This is a genomic window from Amycolatopsis palatopharyngis (assembly GCF_003385185.1).
Lineage (GTDB): Bacteria > Actinomycetota > Actinomycetes > Mycobacteriales > Pseudonocardiaceae > Amycolatopsis > Amycolatopsis palatopharyngis.
In genome coordinates this window covers 14181-27279 of sequence record NZ_PQHZ01000068.1, presented here as the reverse complement: position 1 = coordinate 27279, position 13099 = coordinate 14181, and the positions used below count along the sequence as shown (strand labels likewise).

15 protein-coding genes are annotated in these 13099 nt (G+C 69.8%); 6 read left to right on the top strand and 9 right to left on the bottom strand.

The features are described 5' to 3' along the window. Nucleotides 1-207: 207 nt before the first annotated feature. From D0C15_RS34360 to D0C15_RS30700, 6 genes are all read right to left on the bottom strand, one after another. Entirely contained in the window at nt 208-549 is a 342-nt protein-coding gene (locus D0C15_RS34360) for a hypothetical protein (protein WP_158056997.1), read from the bottom strand. Between the two features lie 10 nt (nt 550-559). Beyond that, nucleotides 560-1927, bottom strand: coding sequence for a chromate efflux transporter (gene chrA / locus D0C15_RS30720; protein ID WP_075849299.1), 1368 nt, complete (start codon nt 1925-1927; stop codon nt 560-562). A 117-nt stretch (nt 1928-2044) separates the two neighbouring features. After that, on the bottom strand, nt 2045-2824 hold the full coding sequence (locus tag D0C15_RS30715; RefSeq protein WP_112276288.1) for an ABC transporter permease: 780 nt from the start codon (nt 2822-2824) through the stop codon (nt 2045-2047). Then, the gene (locus D0C15_RS30710; RefSeq protein WP_211323390.1) at nt 2824-3492 is read right to left on the bottom strand and encodes an ABC transporter ATP-binding protein; all 669 of its coding nucleotides are present in this window, start codon (nt 3490-3492) and stop codon (nt 2824-2826) included. Before D0C15_RS30710 ends, D0C15_RS30715 begins: the two co-directional genes overlap by 1 nt. A gap of 5 nt (nt 3493-3497) precedes the next feature. After that, nucleotides 3498-4895, bottom strand: a complete 1398-nt coding sequence (locus D0C15_RS30705; RefSeq protein WP_116051579.1) for a sensor histidine kinase — start codon at nt 4893-4895, stop codon at nt 3498-3500. Beyond that, nucleotides 4892-5590, bottom strand: coding sequence for a response regulator transcription factor (locus tag D0C15_RS30700; RefSeq protein WP_205215529.1), 699 nt, complete (start codon nt 5588-5590; stop codon nt 4892-4894). Before D0C15_RS30700 ends, D0C15_RS30705 begins: the two co-directional genes overlap by 4 nt. Before the next feature lie 188 nt (nt 5591-5778). On the opposite strand from D0C15_RS30700, the gene D0C15_RS30695 reads away from it, so the two are divergent. The 6 genes from D0C15_RS30695 (at nt 5779) to D0C15_RS30670 (ending at nt 9028) form a co-directional block, all read left to right on the top strand. Further along, the gene (locus D0C15_RS30695; protein WP_075849307.1) at nt 5779-6111 is read left to right on the top strand and encodes a PepSY domain-containing protein; all 333 of its coding nucleotides are present in this window, start codon (nt 5779-5781) and stop codon (nt 6109-6111) included. A 59-nt stretch (nt 6112-6170) separates the two neighbouring features. Then, nucleotides 6171-7145, top strand: a complete 975-nt coding sequence (locus D0C15_RS30690) for a DUF1259 domain-containing protein (protein ID WP_083666521.1) — start codon at nt 6171-6173, stop codon at nt 7143-7145. Nucleotides 7146-7243: 98 nt separating this feature from the next. Then, complete coding sequence (locus D0C15_RS30685) at nt 7244-7456, top strand: DUF378 domain-containing protein (RefSeq protein ID WP_091679556.1); 213 nt, start codon at nt 7244-7246, stop codon at nt 7454-7456. Beyond that, complete coding sequence (locus D0C15_RS30680; RefSeq protein ID WP_245976425.1) at nt 7453-7998, top strand: Chromate resistance protein ChrB; 546 nt, start codon at nt 7453-7455, stop codon at nt 7996-7998. Before D0C15_RS30685 ends, D0C15_RS30680 begins: the two co-directional genes overlap by 4 nt. Then, nucleotides 7995-8426: a chromate resistance protein ChrB domain-containing protein gene (locus D0C15_RS30675; protein WP_112276286.1), complete on the top strand. Its 432-nt coding sequence runs from the start codon at nt 7995-7997 to the stop codon at nt 8424-8426. The genes D0C15_RS30680 and D0C15_RS30675 overlap by 4 nt, the downstream gene beginning before the upstream one ends. Beyond that, nucleotides 8423-9028 (top strand): copper resistance CopC family protein, encoded by a 606-nt coding sequence (locus tag D0C15_RS30670; protein WP_075849313.1) that lies wholly within the window; start codon nt 8423-8425, stop codon nt 9026-9028. The genes D0C15_RS30675 and D0C15_RS30670 overlap by 4 nt, the downstream gene beginning before the upstream one ends. 134 nt (nt 9029-9162) lie before the next feature. On the opposite strand, the gene D0C15_RS30665 is transcribed toward D0C15_RS30670, so the two are convergent. From D0C15_RS30665 to fxlM, 3 genes are all read right to left on the bottom strand, one after another. Then, the gene (locus D0C15_RS30665) at nt 9163-9756 is read right to left on the bottom strand and encodes a methyltransferase domain-containing protein (protein ID WP_083666522.1); all 594 of its coding nucleotides are present in this window, start codon (nt 9754-9756) and stop codon (nt 9163-9165) included. Nucleotides 9757-9873: 117 nt separating this feature from the next. Further along, on the bottom strand, nt 9874-10998 hold the full coding sequence (locus D0C15_RS30660) for a hypothetical protein (RefSeq protein ID WP_075849513.1): 1125 nt from the start codon (nt 10996-10998) through the stop codon (nt 9874-9876). Between the two features lie 5 nt (nt 10999-11003). Continuing rightward, on the bottom strand, nt 11004-13097 hold the full coding sequence (gene fxlM / locus D0C15_RS30655; protein WP_091679559.1) for a methyltransferase, FxLD system: 2094 nt from the start codon (nt 13095-13097) through the stop codon (nt 11004-11006). Nucleotides 13098-13099: the final 2 nt, after the last annotated feature.

Sequence of the window (13099 nt, the reverse complement as noted above, 5' to 3'; positions counted from 1 at the left end):
CACCATCGCCGCCGCGGCAGCCTGCTCGGCCGACCGCTCCCGCTCCGACTTCCTCATCTTCCTCTGATCCGCGCTCACAGCATCGGATGCCATCACTGTCCGTACCCATCCCGCCGGATTTCACCCCGGCGTGTCGGGCCAGAAACACCGCTCACGACACAGTCCCAGGAGACTAGCGGCTAGGTCACCTAGTCAGGTCGCCGTAGGTTAGGACAAACCTGCTGTGTGTCTTGTCGATGGCGGGCCCGCCAGTTCGCTGTCCGGGGTATCAGCCGGATAGACGATGAGCGATGGCGTGTGCTGGTTCCGCTCGGGCGCCCAGGATCGGATCTCGTCGCAGAGGTACTGGGTCAGCTCGGCGGCGGCTGGCCCGTGACCGATCGCGCCCAACTCCCAGTGCACCTCGTCGCCGGATTCCAGTCTGCGGGCGGTGAGGGAGACCAGCGTGTTGCCCTCGGCCAGCGCCATACGCCACCAGTCCGGTGCCGGGTTGCATACCTGGGTGGACGTCGGCGCGGACCTTGAGCGCTTCGACGATCGATGGGGCATGTGGGCTCGATCAGGTGAGGGGAAGCCCGAAAAGTGCGGCGGTGGCGCCGAGACCGGCGCAGACGGCCAGGGTGCGCAGCATCGGCCAGCGCAGCGCGAACACCAGGACGAGGGCGATGGCGGTGATCGCGGCGGCCACGGGTCGGAAGCTGGCTAGTTCGGGCAGGTTCACCTGCACCGGCCCGAATCGGTGGACATCGCTGGTGGTGAAGAGGGTGTGCAGGGCGAAGTACAGGGCGAGGTTGGCGATCACACCGACGACAGCGGCGGTGATGCCGGTCAGTGCGGTGGAGATGCCGCGGTTGTGGCGGAGGCGTTCGACGTAGGGGGCGCCGAGCAGGATGAACAGGAAGCAGGGCACGAAGGTGACCCAGGTGGTCAGCAGCGCCCCGAGCACCCCGGCGACCCATGGGTCGAGGCTACCGGGGTGGTGGTAGGCGCCGAGGAAGGCCACGAACTGCACGACCATGATCAGCGGGCCGGGGGTGGACTCGGCCAGAGCGAGGCCCCGCACCATGTCTTGGGCGGAGAGCCAGCCGTAGACCTCGACGGCGCGCTGGGCGACGAAGGCGAGCACGGCGTAGGCGCCGCCGAAGGTGACCACGGCGGTGCCGGAGAAGAACAGCCCCTGCGTGGTGAGCGTGCTGCCCACGCCGGTGAACACCGCCACCGCGGCGATCGGGGCGGCCCAGAGCAGCAGACCGACACCGAGCACGGTCAGGCTCCGCCGTGTAGAGGGGGCTTCGTGGTGCAGGGCGTCGTCGGGGATCAACGGTGCTGGTCCGTCGGCGGCGCCGTTGGTGGGCGGGGGTTTGATCGTGCGGGGTGCGAACCGGCCGAGTGCCCAGCCGATGGCCGCTGCTGCGGCGATGACGATCGGGAACGGGACCGCGAACACCGCCAGCGCCACAAAGCCGGCGGCGGCGATCCCGATGAGCGCGGGGTGGTGCAGGACGCGTTTGCCGACCCTGGGTACGGCTTGGGCGATGATCGCGACCACCGCGGGTGCGAGCCCGGCGAAGATCGCGGTCACCAGGGTGGTGTCGCCGAACGTCACGTAGATGGCCGACAGCGCGAGCAGGGCAACCATGCCGGGCAGCACGAACAGGGTCCCGGCGATGATCCCGCCGCGGCGGCCGTTGAGTAGCCATCCCACGTAGATGGCCAGCTGCTGGGCTTCGGGGCCGGGCAGCAGCATGCAGTAGTTCAGCGCGTGCAGGAAGCGTTGTTGGCCGATCCAGCGTTTCTCCTCGACCAGGGTGCGTTGCATGACCGCGATCTGCCCGGCCGGGCCTCCGAACGTCTGCAGCGAGATCAGAAACCACGCCCAGGTCGCGGTACGCAGTGGGATGACGTCCCGGTTCGCGGTTTCGGACATGGGTGAGCGTCCCTCCTCGTTCAACTCCACGCGCAATGTAACCATGGTTGCACTAGTGCGGTGGAGGGGTGTCCAGGTGGCGGGATGCGGGCTGGCCGAGGCGGTGGGAGTGGTCGGTTAGTGGGGTTCGGGGAGTGGGATGAGGCGGTGGGCGTGGTCGAACAGGGCGTGTTCGACGAGCCGGGCTGCGGTGAGAGCGGCGAGTGCGGTGGCGGCGAGCAGCATGTACATGACCACGATCTGGTAGCGGATGGCGGTGAGGGGGTCGACGCCGGCGAGGATGAGTCCGGTCATGGCTCCGGGCAGGCTGATCAGGCCGACGACCTTGGTGGAGTCGATCGCGGGCAGCAGCGCGGTGCGCAGCGCGGAGCGTTGGTGGGGCAGGAACGCGTCGCGGGCGGGGAGCCCGAGGCAGAGCCGGGCTTCGATGGCTGGGCGGGCCTGCTGGGCGTCTTCGCGCAGGCGGCGCAGGGCGACCCCGGCGGCCTGCATGGCTCCGGAGACGATCATGCCGCCGATCGGGACGACGACCCGCGCTTGGGTGGAGATGATCCCGAGGCCCAGCAGCGTGGCGAGGGTGACGAGGCTGCCGACGGCGACCCCGAGGGTGGCTGCCCACCGGGCTCGGGGCAGGCCGGTGCCGCGGCGGCCGGCGACCTGTCCGGCGAGGAGGATCATGATCGTCACCCAGCCGAACGCGCCGGGAAGGCCGGTGTGGGCGAAGATCACCAGCAGCAGGACGCCGACCGCGGCCAGCTGTGCCCCGGCGCGCAGCGATGCGGTGATCAGCTCGCGGGTCAGGTGCAGCCGCTGCCGGTAGGCCACCGCGGCGGTGAGGGCGATCAACAGCAGGGAGGCGGCGACGCCGCCCCAGCTGGGCACGGACAGTCCGGTCATCACCCGGCCTCCAGGTAGTCGATGTGGTCGGGGTGCCCGTGGGCGACCAGGCGCCCGTGGTGCAGGACCAGCACGTGCTCGGCGATGCCGCGAACGAGGGGGAGGTCGTGGCTGACCAGGATCACGGTCCCGCCCGCGGCGGTGTGGTTGCGGGCGGCCTCGGTGATCACCGCTGTGGTCACGGCGTCCAGCGCGGCGGTGGGCTCGTCCAGCAGCAGGACCTCGGGTTCGACGGCCAGCGTCCGGGCCAGGCACACCCGCTGCGCTTCGCCGCCGGACAGGCCGCTGGTGCGGCGTTGCGCGAAGCGTGCGGGCAGGCCCACGAGATCGAGCAGGTGCTGGATGCGGTGCTCGGTCAGCTCCGCGCGTCCGACACGCAGCTCCTCGGCCACGTGGTTGGTGAGCAGCACCGGCTGTTGCGCGACCAGGCCGACCCGGCGCCGCAGTGCCAGCACTTCGAGCTCGGCGAGCGGGGTGCTGTTGAGCAGGATCTGGCCGGTACTGGGGTCCTCCAGCCGGTTGAGCAGGCGCAGCAGGGTGGACTTGCCGGCGCCGCTGGGACCGACCACCGCCGTGCACGCTCCGGCCGGGAGACGGGCGCAGACTCCGTCGAGCAGTCGGGTTGGGCCGCGGGTCACCGTGACCCGGTCCAGAAGAAAACCGGGCACGGTGCTCATCCGGGTGCGGCGGCCGGGGCGTCCGGAATGGTGGCGTCGGGATGGTTGGCGGCGGGGAGGGTGAGGATGACGGTGGTGCCGCCGTCGGGATGGTTGGCGGCAGTCGCGGCACCGCCGTTGCGGCGGGCCAGCGCGGCGACCAGGGCCAGGCCCAGTCCGGTGCCGCCGCCGGTGCGGGCGTCGTCGGCGCGGGTGAAGCGGTCGAACGCGTGCGGCAGGAACTCGGGGGCGATGCCGGAGCCGTGGTCACGCACCCGGATGCTCACCCCAAGCTCGGTGTCGGGCGGGCTGGCCGTGATGATGATGGGTGGCTGCCCGTGCCGGGCGGCGTTGTCGATCAGGTTGCTCACCGCCCGGTCGAGATCGCCGGGATCGGCGCGCACCGTGAGCTCCGGTGAGCAGTCCAGGATCACTTGGTGCTCGTCGAGGGTGCTGCGGTAGCGGGCGATCACTGACTCCAGCACGGGACGCACCGGGGTGGGCTCGCCGGGCCGGGCCGGCGGACCGGCCTGGTCGGTGCGGGCGAGCAGGAGGAGGTCCTGGGCCAGGCGGGATAGTCGTTCGGTTTCCTCCAATGCCGAGCCCAGCGCGGCGGTCAGTTCCCGTGTGGTGCGGGGTCGGCGCGCCGCGAGTTCGAGTTCGGTGGTCAGCAGGCTGAGCGGGGTGCGGAGCTCGTGGCTGGCGTCGGCGACGAACTGCCGTTCCCGCTCGACAGCGGCGTGCAGGCGGTCGAGTAGATCGTTGAACGTGGTGCCCAGCCGGGAGATTTCGTCGCGAGCCGACGGCACGGGTAGACGCTGCGTGGGGTGTGCGGCGGTGATGGTGGCGGCGCGGGCGCGCATCCGTTCCACCGGTCGCAGTGCGGCGGCGGCCAGCAGGTAGGCCCCGACCGCGGCGGCGAGCAGCGCCAGCGGCAGGCCGACCGCCAGTTCTTGGCGTAGGTCGGCCACCGCGCCGTCGCGGTCGAGCGGGTGCACCGCGGCCACGGCGATCCGGCCGTCCGCACCGGTGGGGGCGGCGGCGATACGCACCGGCCCGTCCAGCTGTCCGGCGGTGGCGTGATCGACCACGAGCTCGCCGCGCCGCGCGGTCGCCAGCTCCGCTGGAGTCAGCAGGGGCTGGTCGGCCACGTCCGGGGAGCTGGCGATGATCTGGCCTGCGTCGTCGAGGACCTGCTCGCCGGTGTCCCGGCCGCCGCTGGACAGCACTGGTGCGGCGGTGGTGGCGATCGGTTGGAGGTCGCGCAGCCGGTGCTCCAACGATTCGCTGATCGAGGCGTCGAGCGATTCGCGTGTGTGCGTCACGGTGACGATCCCGACTCCGAGCAGGACCAGCGCCATCATCACCGTGAACGCGGCGGTGAGCCGGATCCGGAGCGGCCACCGCCGGATCATCGCGCCCCCACCCGCGGCCGTCCACCATCCGGCCGGAGCCGGTACCCGGCGCCGCGCACGGTCTCCAGCGAGACCACCGCGAATGGCCGGTCGATCTTGTCCCGCAGCGCGCGGATGTGCACCTCGACGACGTTGGAGCGGGATTCGTAGGCGAAGTCCCAGCAGTGCTCCAGCAGCAGCTCGCGGGTGAGCACCACGCCGGGCTGGCGCAGGAACATCTCCAGCAGCGCGTACTCCTTGGCCGTCACCGCGATCTCGGTCTCGCCGCGCCAGCACCGCCGGCTGGCCGGGTCGATCCGCAGATCGCCCGCGGTGAGCACGGTGGGGCGGGCGACCGGGCCGCGGCGGGTCAATGCCCGCAACCGAGCGAACAGCTCCTCCAGGTGGAACGGCTTGGTCAGATAGTCGTCCGCGCCGCCGTCCAGGCCGCTGATCCGATCGGTCACCGCGTCACGGGCGGTGAGCATCAGCACCGGCACCCACACCTGCTGGCGGCGCAGTCGCCGGCACATCTCGAACCCCGACAGCCGGGGCAGCATCACGTCCAGCACCACCGCGTCGTAGTCGCGGCTGACCGCCGCCCCGAACCCGTCGGCCCCGTCTGTGGCGACATCGACGGCGTAGCCCTCCTCGACCAGGCCACGGCGCAGCAGGCCCGCCATCTTCGGCTCATCCTCCACCACCAGTACCCGCACCATCCATCACCTCTCTTCAGGCGCCACCCCCGAGCACCCTGCACAGGCGCCCCTTCACGGGCACGGTGCCACCACATCCGGGTGACCGCCGTCGTGTCTTCATCACGGCTTCATCTCCACCGACTACCCATACTCATGCAACCACCTCATGCAACCACGGTTACAGGAGCGTGGAGAATGGAGAAGGCATGAACCGCAAGACGAAGATCGGGATCGGGATCGCCGCCGGAGTGCTCGTCCTCACTGGTGGGGGCGTGGGCCTGGCCTCCGCGATGTCCGGCGACGGCGACGAGGTCAGCGGCCCCGCGGCCGACCAGGCACGAGCCGCGGCCGTGCAGTCCGTGCCCGGCGGGAAGGCCGGCGCTGTCGAGACCGAGACCGACGAGGGCGCCGCCGCCTACGGCGTCACCGTCACCAAGCCCGACGGCTCCACCGTCGAGGTCCACCTCGACAGCACCTTCCACGTCGTGGGCACCGAGGCTCCCGGCCAGGACCACGACGCCGACGGTGACGAGGGCTGACCGCGTACCACCGACCACGATCTACACCGACCACGATCGAGTTCGAGGAGGGCAAGGACATGCCGTTCACCCCCGCCCGCGCGGCCCGCGTGGTGTTGCCGCTGGCCGCGCTGCTGCTGGTCCCGCTCGCCGGCTGTGGCACCGACACCACCCCCGCCAGCGACACCGCTGCCGACGCCGAGCATCGGCGCCACCAGCCGATCCCCACCACCGAGGCGGACTGGAAGCCGGTCACCGACACCCTGGGCCGCACCGGGAAGTTCGGCGACAACAACACCGTCTACCGCATCGGCCTGCCCCGCACCGACCTGCAGGTCACCTCCGGCGGCGTCGAGATCAAACCAGGGCTGTCGCTGGGCGGCTACGCCGCCTTCGCGAAGTACCGCGACGGCGTCATGCTCATGGGCGACCTGGTGGTCACCGAGGCCGAACTGCCCAAGGTCACCGACGCACTCCAAGCCCACGGCATCGCGCAGACCGCGCTGCACAAACACCTGCTGCAGCAAACACCGCCGGTGTGGTGGACCCACATCCACGCCATGAGCGACGACCCCGCAGCGCTCGCCCAAGGCGTGCAAGCCGCACTGGACGCCACCGCCATCCCAGCCCCGGCGCCACCAGGTCAGCAGCCGCCGATCGACCTGGACACCGCCGGCATCGACCAGGCCCTGGGCCGCAAGGGCACCGCCGACGGCGGCATCTACAAGTTCAGCATCGCCCGCAAGGAGACCATCACCGACGACGGGCATGTCCTTCCGCCCACGTTCGGGGTGACCACCGCGATCAACTTCCAGCCACTCGGCGGCGGGCGGGCCGCGATCAACGGTGACTTCGTGATGACCGCACCCGAGGTCCAGAAGGTGATCCAGGCGCTGCGTACAGGCGGGATCGACCTGGTCGAAGTGCACAACCACAGCCTCACCGAGCAACCCCGCCTGTTCTACATGCACTTCTGGGCCGTCGACGACGGCGTCACCCTCGCCAAAGCCCTCCGCCCCGCGCTGGACGCCACCAACCTGCAACCCCCAGGCTGATACCACTCACGCCGACAGCGTTTCCGGCCCCGTCGTGACGATCGGCGGGGCCGGACAAGCACCATGACAACGAGCATGACAACGGGAAGGAGCGCAGGATGCGGCCACGCACCGTTTTGGACTGGATCGCTTTCGTGCTACTGCTGATCGGCGCGTTCGCCTGGGCGGCGTTCGTCACCGACATCAACGTGCTGGATCGGGCACTGGAACCCATCGCCGATCCGCTCGACGACATCGTGTTCGTGCTGATCGGACTCGCGGGCCTGTACTGGATCGGCCGCGTCGTCGTCGGAGACCGAACACATCAGTGAGCAACTCCACCGATCCAGCGCACGAGCGACCATCGACGGGATCGGCAGCGCCGCGGCAGGCAGGGCAGCGGGCAGGGCAGTGGGTGTTGCTGTCCTACCGCATGCCCCGCGAGCCGTCCACCCCGCGGATCACGGTCTGGCGCAAACTCAAACGCCTCGGCGTCGCCCAACTCGGCGACGGGCTGGTCGCGCTGCCCGCCGACGCCCGCACCCGCGAACACCTCGACTGGATCGCCGACGAGATCCTCGCCGCCGGCGGCACCGCCGGCGTGTGGCTGGCCCAACCAACCAGCCTGGCACAGGAACGCCGCCTGGCACAGACCATGGCCGCCGCGCACGCCGCCGAGTACCGCGCCGTGCTCACCGAAGCCGAACAAGCGCGCTCACTCGGCGAGGCCGAGCGACGACGCGCCCTGCGCACCCTGCGCGCCGAGCTGCGGCGTATCCACCGCCGCGACTACTTCCCCCCACCCGAACGCGACACCGCGCAGGCCGCTGTGGACGCCCTGCACCCCGACCACCACACCGAGGAGACCGCATGAAGTGGGCCACCCGCGAACACATCCACATCGACCGCGCCGCCTGCGCCTGGCTCATCCGCCGCTGCATCGACCCGGACGCCGCCTTCGTGTTCGTCACCGACCCCGCCGACGTCCCCCCAGACGCCACCCCGTTCGACATGCGCGGCGTCGACCTCGGCCACCACGGCGACGACTGCAGCTTCGAAACCATCCTGCGCCGCCACGACCTCACCGACCCCGTGCTCTGGCGCATCGCCGAAATCATCCACGAAGCCGACCTCGACGACGAACGCTACGACGCCCCCGAAGCCCCCGGCCTCGACGCCATCCTCCGCGGCCTATCCATGATCGGCGACGACCAGCACACCCTCACCATCACCAAACCCATCTTCGACGGCCTCTACGAGTACTACCACCGCGCCCAGATGCTCGGCCGCGAACCCGCATGACCGCAGGGAACATCCGCCGCGCCACCCTCGGCATCCTGGCCGCCCTGCTCTGTGCAAGCCTGCTCGGCACCGATCACCCCGCGACAGCGACCCCCTCATCAGCGGTGCCCTTGCTGGAAGAAGCCACCCCACCAGCGAATGCCGTCCTCACCGAACCGGTCGACTGGGTGTACCTGACCTTCGACCGACTGATCAACACGTTCAGCATCCGGGTCACCGGCCCCAACGGCCACGACGTCGCCCGCGACAACGCCATCGTCAAGCACGACATGATCTCCCAGCCACTGCACACACTCACCCAGCCGGGCACCTACCGCGTCACCTGGCAGGTCATCGACCTCGACGGCCACCAGGCCAGCGGATCACACAGCTTCACCATCACCCCCGGCGTCACCACGACCCCCGAAAACACTGCCACCACACCAGCCACCACCCCCCACTCAGTACCGCCGACAGCGCCACCAGCCACCAACCAGTCCACGATCACCACGCCGCTGGCCGCCACGATCGCACTCAGCCTCCTGGCAGGACTAACCCTCCTCACCATTCGTCACCGTCGACGCGTCCGCGCATCACGTGCGCAGCGGCCAGACCGGACATGACGACAACCGCAGTCACGAGACATTCGGTCGGCATAGCTCCCGTAGTCCTGGCCTACCAGCGCGAAAGCCAATGCGGTGTCAGATTCCAACAACACCAGAGCCATCGACTCACCGCCAGCCTGGCCGTGAGAAGCTCAACAAGCTGACTTGACAGGGAACCGCAACGGGGCGACCAGCCGTTCTCCAGGTGCGAGCTGCTTCCACCACTGGGCGGGGATGTCCCACGGTGAGACCGTGGCGATCATGCGGTCGTACGGGGCGTGGTCGGGGTAGCCGAGCCCGCCGTCGCCAGTGATCACGTGCACGTCGCCGTAGCCGGCGGCGGCCAGCGCTTGTGAGGCTTTCGCGGTCACGTCCGGGTCGACGTCGATGGTGGTCACCAGGTCCGCGCGGCCGGTCAACTGGGCGAGCAGGCTGGCGTTGTAACCGGTCCCCACTCCGATCTCCAGGATGCGGTTGCCCGGCTGGACGTCGAGTTGGTCGAGCATCGCGGCTACTAGCCAAGGTGCCGACGCGCAGGACAACGACCGGCCGTCCTCGAACCGGTGGGTGACCACCGCCTGCCACGGGTCGTAAGCGACCGCCAGGTCGGCGTCCGGCACGAACTCGTGCCGCGGTGTGTCGCGCAAAACCCGCTCGACGTCGCTGTGCTTTGCGTGCCCGGCCTTCTGGATCCTCTCGACCATTGCCGCACGTAGCGCTTCCGGCGAAGTAGTGGTGGTGTGCATCGTTCCTTCGTATCAACGATCGTCGGGTTGGCGGGCATCGTTAGTGATCGACACGGGCTGTTTCTCGGGCCGAGGAAGCAAACCCGTTGTGGTGCAACGGCTTCACTAGGACCCGCCCTACGGGTTCGCTGGAGCGTTGACGTTGCAGGACATCGTCTTCACGCTGCGTGCCATGGCCTCTTCGGCGCAGGCTAGTGCTGTCGTGAGGTCTGCCAGCAGTGTGGCCGGGAGCGTGCCGCTGCCGAGCGCGCACGCTTCGACCGAATCGGACAACTCGCGCGCTTGGGAGTCGGTGAGCAGCTCGCGGCAACCATTGTGGGCGAGTACATCGCGAGCGACGTATCCGTCTCGTGTCGCGGCGGCGTAGTCGATCAGATCAACGGCGATCTGGTGCACGGGTGGATCGTCAACGGTGCCGATGGCGTCGATGAAGGACAACCCGAGCCGTGTGTGGAAGACCGCCAAGCCGGGCGCGGAGGTGTCGAGTCGGTGGTACTGGTTCAGGAGCGTGGGCAGATCGGCGACGCCCGAGGCGCCGTGGCACTGGATGGTCAGGCAGGCGGTCACGGCGTTCTCCCAAGGGTCTCCTGGTGTTGTGTCGGCCAAGAGGGTGAGGGCGCTGTCGGTGTCCCCGGATACGGCGTGGGCGATGACCGCGATCTGGCGACCGTCAAGCATCCGTCGCCCGACGCCCTTGTACGCGTCGAGCCGGGCGCGTGCCTCCGCCCAGCGGCCGGCTGCGGCCAGAGCGCGGCCACCGGTGGCCAGCAGGACTGCCCACAGCCAGCTGCGGATGTGCTGGTGCGTCTCGGCGGAGTCGGTGAGGTCGGCCGGGATCTCGATGCCGTCGACGATGGCGTCAGTTCGGGCGGAGACCGCGGTGAACAGGGTGTCGATCAGCGCGAAGGCGCGCTCGCCCTGACCCTCGCGGATGTAGAGGCGGGCGAGGTTGGTGATCGGTTCGAGAGCGAGGCGGGCTACCTGCGCGCCCAAGGGGCGGGCGCGCAGGTAGATGTTCACCTGCTGGTGGCACCACCGCCGGGCCAGTTCGGGCAGGCCGCAGTCGGAGGCGATGAGCGCCGCGTTGTTGTGCACGGCGGCGGCTTCGGCGAGCTCGCCGCTGTGCTCGACTTGGCGTGCTCGGTCGCACAGCTCGGCCACCCGCCGGGCCAGCGGGAGGCAGGCCGGGCGGGTTCGGGCAACGAGGGGGAAGCGGCGGGCGAACTGGCCGGCGGGGTCCACGGGCGTCACTCCCAGGTGACGGTCATGGGCTTGGTGGGGCGGTCCAGGACCACGAAGCCGGGGTTGGTGTCCGGCTGGGGCGCGGTGTCGGGAATGGCGAATCGGACGGTGCTGGCGCGGAAGCCCTGGTCCCAAGTCGAGATCTCGACCGAGACCTGCTCGGCGAGTTCCTGCGCGTTGGGGCCGTGGCCGATGACGCCGACCTCGTAGCGTCGGCCGCCGTCCGGATCGGGGTCCGCGGCGCGGATGGTGAGGTAGGCGAGGCTGCCGTCGGCGGCGGTGGTGGCCATCGCCACCGAGGGGAACATCGGCCGCACAAGGCCGCTTTCCTTCGCAGCGGGAGCGACCTCCATGCGCATCAGCGGGTTGGGCAGGTGGCAAGCCAGCCAGAGATCCAGCCATTCGAAGGATTCCATCGGGACGAAGTGCACGCCGGTCCACACTTCGCAGGCAGGGCTGTCGAAGACGCCGGTCAGGGTGTCCGGGTCGGTGGCGTGGTTGTTGTCCTTATGGATTTGCAGCGTCACCTCCCCGGTGCCGGTGAGGTCCAGAACGCGGCGAGCGTCGTCGCCAAGGCCACGCAGCGGCATGAAGATCGCCATCTCGCTGCCCAGGCTGCGCCAGCCGTCCTGGTCGCGTTCGAAGACGATGCTGCGAGAGGCACAACCACGCAGGCGCACCGGAGCTACCAGACGTCCGCCGGGTGTGAGCTGGTCGAGCCAGGCAGCCGGGACCTCGTGGGCACCGACGGTAGCGATGACGCGGTCGAAAGGCGCAGTTTCTGGGTGGCCGAGTGCGCCGTCGGCGGCGACCGCCTCGACGTTGTCGATGCTGGCTGCGGCCAGGTGCTCGCGTGCTCCGGCGACGAGGTCCTCGTCGATGTCGATCGTGGTGACATGCCCGTCGGCGCCGGTGAGGGTGGCCATCAGGGCGGCGTTGTAGCCGGTGGCCGCGCCGAGTTCGAGCAGCCGTTCGCCGGGCTGGATGCCGAGCTGTTCGAGCATCATGGCGACGATCTTGGGCTGGGACGCGGCGCTGATTCGGGTGCCGTCGCCCTCGTGTTTGGTGTAGACGGGCTCGTCGGCGTACGCCTCGACCAGGGGGACGTCGGGCAGGAACAGGTGTCGGGGCACCTGCCGGAACGCGGCCTCCACAGCGTCGGTGCGGACGGTGCCGTCCTTGACGAGGCGGTCGGCGAGCTTGGTACGCAGCTCGTCGGCGGAGCCGGTGGAAGCGTCACTGACGGTGGTTGTCATTGCGGGAACCCTAACGGTGTTGGAGGTGGTCCCGGCTGGTGCCTGCCGGGTAGGCGTGCTGTAAAAAACGGTGTCGACGGCCAGCGCGGCGAGGGTGGCCTGGTCGGTGCCGGAGAGACCGGCGCGGTTGGCGTGGAAGATGAAGTGGTGCGCCAGGACGGCGCGCAGGCCCCGCTCGAGGTGTCCGGCGCGAGCGAGTTCGGCGAGTTGGCGACCGGCCGTGTCGAACGCTGTCCACCAGGTCTCGGGAACCACGTCGGGGGCGACGTCGGCGACCTTGTGCGTGTTGGTGGTCATCAGTCGGCGCACGGCTTGGCTCAACCGCTCGGTGTGCGGAGAGTTGTTGGAGTGGGGTTGGGCGGTGGGCCGGAGCGCAGCCACCTTGTCCCAGACGTCGCCCTGCTCGAACCAGTCCAGCCCGGCGGCGCGCAGCATCGAGCTGAACAGCAGGACGGTGGTCTCTCTCTGACCCAAGGCAGCGGGTTTCGTGGCACGGGCGAGGCAGTGGCGACTGTCGTGGTGAAACAGCGAGTGCGCGATGTCCATCGCGGCGGGTCCACCGAAGGCAAGGGTTTCGGGTTCGTAGATGCCGCGAGTCCAGCGCGCGAGATGCCCATCGGCCTCCAGGTCGGACAGCAGCGTGTCGACCGCTTTCGTCTCGGGGTTGACCGGTTGGTAACGCAGCCGCCAGGCGGGTGTCTTGCGCAGGTGCCACCACGTGTCGAGTTCGCCGTCCTGTTGGGCCTGGTCGAGAGCGGGTACGAGCAGGGTCGCGGCGGTGTGCTCGGCCGTGGTCGGGTCGGCGAACTCGACCAGGTAGTGGTGCCAGCTGTCCGGCAGCATCA

Excerpts from the sequence above, each read along its gene's own strand:
- D0C15_RS34360 (WP_158056997.1), bottom strand. The coding sequence starts at position 549 with ATGCCCCATCGATCGTCGAAGCGCTCAAGGTCCGCGCCGACGTCCACC.
- chrA (WP_075849299.1), bottom strand. The coding sequence starts at position 1,927 with ATGTCCGAAACCGCGAACCGGGACGTCATCCCACTGCGTACCGCGACC.
- D0C15_RS30715 (WP_112276288.1), bottom strand. The coding sequence starts at position 2,824 with ATGACCGGACTGTCCGTGCCCAGCTGGGGCGGCGTCGCCGCCTCCCTG.
- D0C15_RS30705 (WP_116051579.1), bottom strand. The coding sequence starts at position 4,895 with ATGATCCGGCGGTGGCCGCTCCGGATCCGGCTCACCGCCGCGTTCACG.
- D0C15_RS30695 (WP_075849307.1), top strand. The coding sequence starts at position 5,779 with ATGAACCGCAAGACGAAGATCGGGATCGGGATCGCCGCCGGAGTGCTC.
- D0C15_RS30690 (WP_083666521.1), top strand. The coding sequence starts at position 6,171 with ATGCCGTTCACCCCCGCCCGCGCGGCCCGCGTGGTGTTGCCGCTGGCC.
- D0C15_RS30685 (WP_091679556.1), top strand. The coding sequence starts at position 7,244 with ATGCGGCCACGCACCGTTTTGGACTGGATCGCTTTCGTGCTACTGCTG.
- D0C15_RS30675 (WP_112276286.1), top strand. The coding sequence starts at position 7,995 with ATGAAGTGGGCCACCCGCGAACACATCCACATCGACCGCGCCGCCTGC.
- D0C15_RS30670 (WP_075849313.1), top strand. The coding sequence starts at position 8,423 with ATGACCGCAGGGAACATCCGCCGCGCCACCCTCGGCATCCTGGCCGCC.
- D0C15_RS30665 (WP_083666522.1), bottom strand. The coding sequence starts at position 9,756 with ATGCACACCACCACTACTTCGCCGGAAGCGCTACGTGCGGCAATGGTC.
- fxlM (WP_091679559.1), bottom strand. The coding sequence starts at position 13,097 with ATGCTGCCGGACAGCTGGCACCACTACCTGGTCGAGTTCGCCGACCCG.